We start from the raw sequence: 6355 nt of genomic DNA on the forward strand, positions 1-6355 counted from the left end.
CCTAGCGGGAGCCCGTTGCGGCATCCGACCCGCGAACGGATATAGGCTGAGCACAGCGCGTGTTGTGCCGAGCCGACAAGGCTCCCCCACGTCGCTTCCCGTTTCCTTGGCACGACCTGCCAGTAAGACGAAAGGCTCCACGTGACCGTTCACGATCAGGATCCGTACTCTCAGGGCCCCCTCGACAGCGATCCGGAGGAGACCGGCGAGTGGCAGCAGTCGCTCGACGAGCTGGTCGACGCGAAGGGCCACGGTCGCGGGCGCGAGATCATGCTCAGCCTGCTCAAGCGCTCCAAGGACCTGCACCTCGGCGTGCCGATGGTGCCGACCACCGACTACATCAACACCATCGCTCCGGAGAACGAGCCGGAGTTCGGCGGCGACGAGGAGATCGAGCGCCGCTACCGGCACTGGATCCGCTGGAACGCCGCGATCACCGTGCACCGCGCGCAGCGCCCGGGCATCGGCGTGGGCGGTCACATCTCCACCTACGCCGGCGCGGCCTCGCTCTACGAGGTCGGCTTCAACCACTTCTTCCGCGGCCAGAACCACCCCGGCGGCGGAGACCAGATCTTCATCCAGGGCCACGCCTCCCCCGGCATCTACGCCCGCTCCTTCCTCGAGGGGCGCCTGAGCGAGGCCGACATGGACGGCTTCCGCCAGGAGAAGTCGCACGAGGGCCACGCACTGCCCTCCTACCCGCACCCGCGCTCCATGCCGGACTACTGGCAGTTCCCGACCGTGTCGATGGGCCTCGGCCCGATCAACGCGATCTACCAGGCGCAGTCGAACAAGTACCTCGCCAACCGCGGCATCAAGGACACCTCCGACCAGCACGTGTGGGCCTTCCTCGGCGACGGCGAGATGGACGAGGTCGAGTCCCGCGGCCAGCTTCAGGTGGCGGCGAACGAGGGCCTGGACAACCTCACCTTCGTGATCAACTGCAACCTGCAGCGCCTGGACGGCCCGGTCCGAGGCAACGGAAAGATCATCCAGGAGCTGGAGTCGTTCTTCCGCGGCGCCGGCTGGAACGTCATCAAGGTGGTCTGGGGCCGGGAGTGGGACGACCTGCTCGCCCGCGACACCGACAACGCGCTGCTGAACATCATGAACGCCACCCCGGACGGCGACTACCAGACCTACAAGGCCGAGTCGGGCGCGTACATCCGCGAGCACTTCTTCGGCAAGCACGAGCGCGCCGCCGCCCTGGTCAAGGACTACACCGACGAGCAGATCTGGCAGCTGCGCCGCGGCGGCCATGACTACCGCAAGGTGTTCGCCGCCTACAAGGCCGCGCTCGAGCACAAGGGCCAGCCCACCGTCATCCTCGCCAAGACCGTCAAGGGCTACGGTCTGGGTCCGCACTTCGAGGGCCGCAACGCGACCCACCAGATGAAGAAGATGACGCTGGAGAACCTCAAGACCTTCCGCGACACCATGCAGATCCCGATCACGGACGCGCAGCTCGAGGAGAACCCGTACCTGCCGCCGTACTACCACCCGGGCGAGAACGACGAGACGATCCAGTACATGCTGGAGCGCCGTCGCGCCCTGGGCGGCTTCATCCCGGAGCGCCGTACGAGCCACACCGCGATCACGCTGCCGGACGACTCCACCTACGCGCTCCCGAAGAAGGGCTCCGGCACGCAGGAGATCGCCACCACCATGGCGTTCGTCCGACTGCTCAAGGATCTGCTGCGCTCCAAGGACTTCGGCAACCGCATCGTCCCGATCATCCCGGACGAGGCGCGCACCTTCGGCATCGACGCGTACTTCCCGACCGCGAAGATCTACAACCCGAACGGTCAGCACTACACGTCGGTCGACCGCGAGCTGCTGCTGGCCTACAAGGAGAGCCCGCAGGGCCAGATCGTGCACGTCGGCATCAACGAGGCGGGCGCCACGGCCGCGTTCACGGCCGCCGGCACCTCGTACTCCACGCAGGGCGAGCCGCTCATCCCGATCTACATCTTCTACTCGATGTTCGGATACCAGCGCACGGGCGACGCGCTGTGGGCGGCCGGCGACCAGATGGCGCGCGGTTTCGTCATCGGCGCCACCGCGGGCCGCACCACCCTCACGGGTGAGGGTCTGCAGCACGCCGACGGCCACTCGCCGCTGCTGGCGTCGACCAACCCGGCGACGGTGTCCTACGACCCCGCCTACGGCTACGAGATCGCGCACATCATGCGCTCGGGCCTGGAGCGGATGTACGGCGGCAACCACCCGAACCCCGACGTCATGTACTACCTCACGGTCTACAACGAGCCGCTCGTGCAGCCGGCGGAGCCCGAGGACGTGGACGTCGAGGGCATCGTGCGCGGCATCCACCGCATCTCGGTCGACTCCGGCGAGGGCCTGAAGGCTCAGCTGTTCGCCTCGGGCGTTGGCGTGCCGTGGGCGCTGGAGGCGCAGGAGCTGCTCCGCAAGGACTGGAACATCAGCGCCGACGTGTGGTCGGTCACCTCGTGGGGCGAGCTGCGCAACGACGGTCTCGCGGCCGACGAGCACAACTTCCTGCACCCCGAGAAGGAGCCCCGCACGGCCTACCTCACCGAGAAGCTGCAGGGTGCCGAGGGTCCCGTCATCGCCGCGAGCGACTTCATGCACGCCGTGCAGGACCAGATCCGCCAGTGGGTGCCGAACCCGTACTACACGCTCGGCGCCGATGGCTTCGGCTTCTCCGACACCCGCGCTGCGGCCCGTCGCTTCTTCAAGATCGACGGCCCGTCGATGGTCGTCCGCACCCTGCAGGCGCTGGCCGACCAGGGCAAGATCCAGCGCTCCATCGTCGGCGACGCGATCACCAAGTACGCGCTGCACGACGTGAACGCGGGCTCCAGCGGAAACGCAGGCGGCGAAAGCTGAATCTGTGACAGGTCCCACCACGTCGGCCATGGACAAGGCCGCCACTCTCGCCTGGCTGCGCCGGATCTCCGGTGACATCGCCACGGTGACGATCAAGCGGCTGGAGGACACCCTCCCGTGGTACGCCGACATGCCACCGGCCCGGCGGTCCGCCGTCGGGCTGGTGGCGCAGGCGGGGATCACATCCTTCATCCAGTGGTACGAGGACCCGTCCTCCACCCCCTGGATCGCGGCCGACATCTTCGCAGCAGCTCCCCGCGAGCTGCTGCGCAGCGTCAGTCTGCAGCAGACGCTGCAGCTGATCCGCGTGACGGTCGCGGTGACCGAGGAGCGCGTGGCCGGCCGTGGCGAGGACCTGCGCGAGGCCATCCTGCTGTACTCCCGCGACGTCGCGTTCGCGTCGGCGGACGTGTACGCCCGCGCGGCCGAGGCCCGCGGGCTGTGGGATGCCAGGCTCGAGGCGCTCGTCGTGGACTCGATCCTCACCGGCGAGGCCGATGAGGAGCTGCCCAGCCGCATCGCGGCCCTGGGCTGGCACGGGCACGGCGAGGTGTGCGTGCTGGTCGGCACGACGCCCCCGCAGTTCGACGTCGACCAGGTCCGACGCACCGCGCGGCGCCTCTCGGTGGACGTGCTGATCGGCGTGCAGGGGTCGCGGCTGGTGCTCGTCGTCGGACGCGCCCGGGTTCCGGGCAAGGAGACGACGGAGGAGGAGGAGCTGCCGTTCGCCGAGATCGCCCAGCGCCTGGAGCCGTCGTTCGGTCCCGGTTACGTCGTGCTCGGTCCCCCCGTCGCCGCGCTGGTGGATGCGGGGCAGAGCGCACGCGCGGCGCTGGCGGGTTTCGCCGTCGCGCGCGCGTGGCGAGGAGCCCCGCGCCCGGTCGAGGCGGACGACCTGCTCCCCGAGCGCGCACTGGCCGGCGACACGCTCGCCAAGCAGACGCTGATCGAGCGGATCTTCCGACCGCTGCAGGCGCACTCCCCCGATCTGGTGACGACGCTGTGGAGCTATCTCGACAACGGGCGTTCGCTCGAGGCCACGGCCCGCGAGCTGTTCGTCCACCCGAACGCCGTGCGCTACCGCCTCAAGCGCGTCAGCGAGGTGATCGGCTGGGACGCCACCGGACCGCGTGAAGCGCTGATCCTGCAGACCGCGCTGATCCTCGGATCGATCGGAGCATCCGAGCCGAGCCGCCGCCGTGCGGCACCCCGCCGCCGCTGATCGCGACCCGCGGCACGGCATCCGCTGTACGCCACGCACAAGCGAATCGCGGATTCTTGTGATGAATCATCCACTCTCTCTTCGCCATCGTTGGCAGAATGGATGGGTGATCGTCGTCGCCTGCCCTGGACAGGGCTCCCAGACCCCCGGATTCCTCGCACCCTGGCTCGAGCTGGACGGCGTCGCCGAGCAGCTCGCCGAGTTCTCGGATGCCGCCGAGGTCGACCTGATCAAGCACGGCACCGAGTCAGATGCCGACACCATCCGCGACACGCGCATCGCGCAGCCACTGATCGTCGCGGCGTCCATGGTCGCAGGCAAGCAGCTCATGCTCAGGGCCGGGCGGCGCCCGGACGGCCTCGCAGGCCACTCGGTCGGCGAGCTCGCCGCTGTGGCAGCCGCCGGCGTCATCCCGGGCATCGACGCCATGCGGCTCGTCGGCATCCGCGGCCGGGCCATGGCCGACGCCGCAGCTCAGGTCCCCACCGGCATGAGCGCGGTGCTCGGCGGCGACGCCGATGAGGTGCTCGCCCTGCTCGACGACCTGGATCTCGCCCCCGCCAACTACAACGTCGCCGGGCAGATCGTGGCCGCCGGCGCGCTGGAGAGCCTCGCGAAGCTCGCGGAGAGCGCCCCGCGCGGCGTCCGCGTCATGCCGCTGCAGGTCGCCGGCGCCTTCCACACCTCCTACATGGGGTCCGCGGTGGACACGCTCCGCGCCGCCGTCGACGACGTCGTGGCGGACGACCCGACGATCCCCCTCTGGTCGAACCGCGACGGAGCCGTCGTCACCGACGGACGCGACGCGCTCGACCGCATCGTCACGCAGGTGTCCTCGCCGGTCCGCTGGGACCTGTGCATGGAGTCGATGGCCCAGGCGGGCATCACCGGCTTCATCGAGGTCGCCCCGGCCGGCGCGCTCGTCGGCCTCGCCAAGCGCGGCCTGAAGGGCGTGCCCAACGTCGCCGTGAAGACCCCTGACGACCTCGACGCAGCAGTCGCGCTGCTGAACGGAGAAGCAGCATGAGCGCCACCATCACCCAGCCCACCGGAGCCGCGCACACCCGGATCTACTCCGTCGGCGCGGCCCGCGGTGAGAACGCCGTCCCCAACGACGACCTGGTCGGCCCGATCGACTCCAGCGACGAGTGGATCCGGCAGCGCACCGGCATCATCACGCGCGCTCGCGCCGTGCCCGAGACCGACGCGATCGACCTCTCCTCCGCCGCTGCGTCGGAGGCCGTCCAGCGCTCCGGAGTCGACCCGGCCGACATCGACCTGGTCATCGTCGCCACCATCAGCAACCCGAAGCAGACGCCCTCGGTTTCGGCGATCGTCGCCGATCGCATCGGCGCGAACCCCGCGGCCGCGTACGACGTCAACGCCGCCTGCGCGGGCTACGCCTACGCCGTCGCGCAGGCCGATGCGCTCATCCGCGCCGGCGCTGCGCACTACGCCGTCGTGGTCGGCGCGGAGAAGCTTTCCGACATCGTCGATCCGACCGACCGCAGCATCTCCTTCCTGCTCGGAGACGGCGCCGGCGCCGTGGTGATCGGCCCCAGCGAGACCCCCGGCATCTCCGCGACAGTGTGGGGCTCCGACGGGTCCAAGGCCGACCTGGTCGGCATGAACCACACGCTCACCGAGTTCCGCGACGGGACCTCGCCGTGGCCGACCCTCCGTCAGGAGGGTCCGAGCGTGTTCCGCTGGGCCGTCTGGGAGATGGCCAAGGTCGCCCGCGAGGCCCTCGAGAAGGCCGGCATCGAGGCGTCCGACCTCGCCGCCTTCATCCCGCACCAGGCGAACCTGCGCATCGTGGAGGAGTTCGCCAAGCAGCTGAAGCTCCCCGAGACCACCGTCATCGCACGCGACATCGAGACGACCGGCAACACCTCGGCCGCCTCGATCCCCCTTGCCACCCACCGTCTGCTCGAAGAGCACCCCGAGCTCAGCGGTGGTCTGGCGCTGCAGATCGGCTTCGGCGCAGGGCTCGTCTTCGGCGCGCAGGTGGTGGTGCTCCCCTGATCGGGAGCGCCTTCCCTAGACTGTTCACCGGTTCCGAAACCATTCCGAGAAAGAGGAAACACCATGGCTCTCACCACCGACGAGGTCCTCGCAGGACTTGCTGAGCTGGTCACCGACGAGACCGGCATCGACGCATCAGAGGTCGCGATGGAGAAGTCGTTCACCGACGACCTCGACATCGACTCGATCTCGATGATGACGATCGTCGTCAACGCCGAGGAGAAGTTCGGCGTGACCATC

At 69.3% G+C, this 6355-nt stretch carries 5 protein-coding genes; all 5 read left to right on the forward strand.

Translation table 11 applies throughout. The features are described 5' to 3' along the window. The first annotated feature begins 141 nt into the window (after positions 1 to 141). Positions 142 to 2868, forward strand: coding sequence for a pyruvate dehydrogenase (acetyl-transferring), homodimeric type (gene aceE / locus BGN97_RS13320; protein ID WP_292702431.1), 2727 nt, complete (start codon positions 142 to 144; stop codon positions 2866 to 2868). 28 nt (positions 2869 to 2896) lie between these two features. Further along, positions 2897 to 4090, forward strand: coding sequence for a PucR family transcriptional regulator (locus BGN97_RS13325; protein WP_292702607.1), 1194 nt, complete (start codon positions 2897 to 2899; stop codon positions 4088 to 4090). Positions 4091 to 4196: 106 nt separating this feature from the next. Then, a complete protein-coding gene (locus BGN97_RS13330; protein WP_292702433.1) occupies positions 4197 to 5117 on the forward strand; it encodes an ACP S-malonyltransferase in 921 nt (306 codons plus the stop codon). Further along, positions 5114 to 6115: a beta-ketoacyl-ACP synthase III gene (locus tag BGN97_RS13335; protein WP_292702436.1), complete on the forward strand. Its 1002-nt coding sequence runs from the start codon at positions 5114 to 5116 to the stop codon at positions 6113 to 6115. The genes BGN97_RS13330 and BGN97_RS13335 overlap by 4 nt, the downstream gene beginning before the upstream one ends. 63 nt (positions 6116 to 6178) lie before the next feature. Then, positions 6179 to 6355 (forward strand): acyl carrier protein (locus BGN97_RS13340; RefSeq protein ID WP_292702610.1); only part of this gene is annotated, 177 nt, incomplete at its 3' end.

This window comes from Microbacterium sp. 69-10 (assembly GCF_001897945.1).
In the GTDB taxonomy this organism is placed as follows: Bacteria; Actinomycetota; Actinomycetes; order Actinomycetales; family Microbacteriaceae; genus Microbacterium.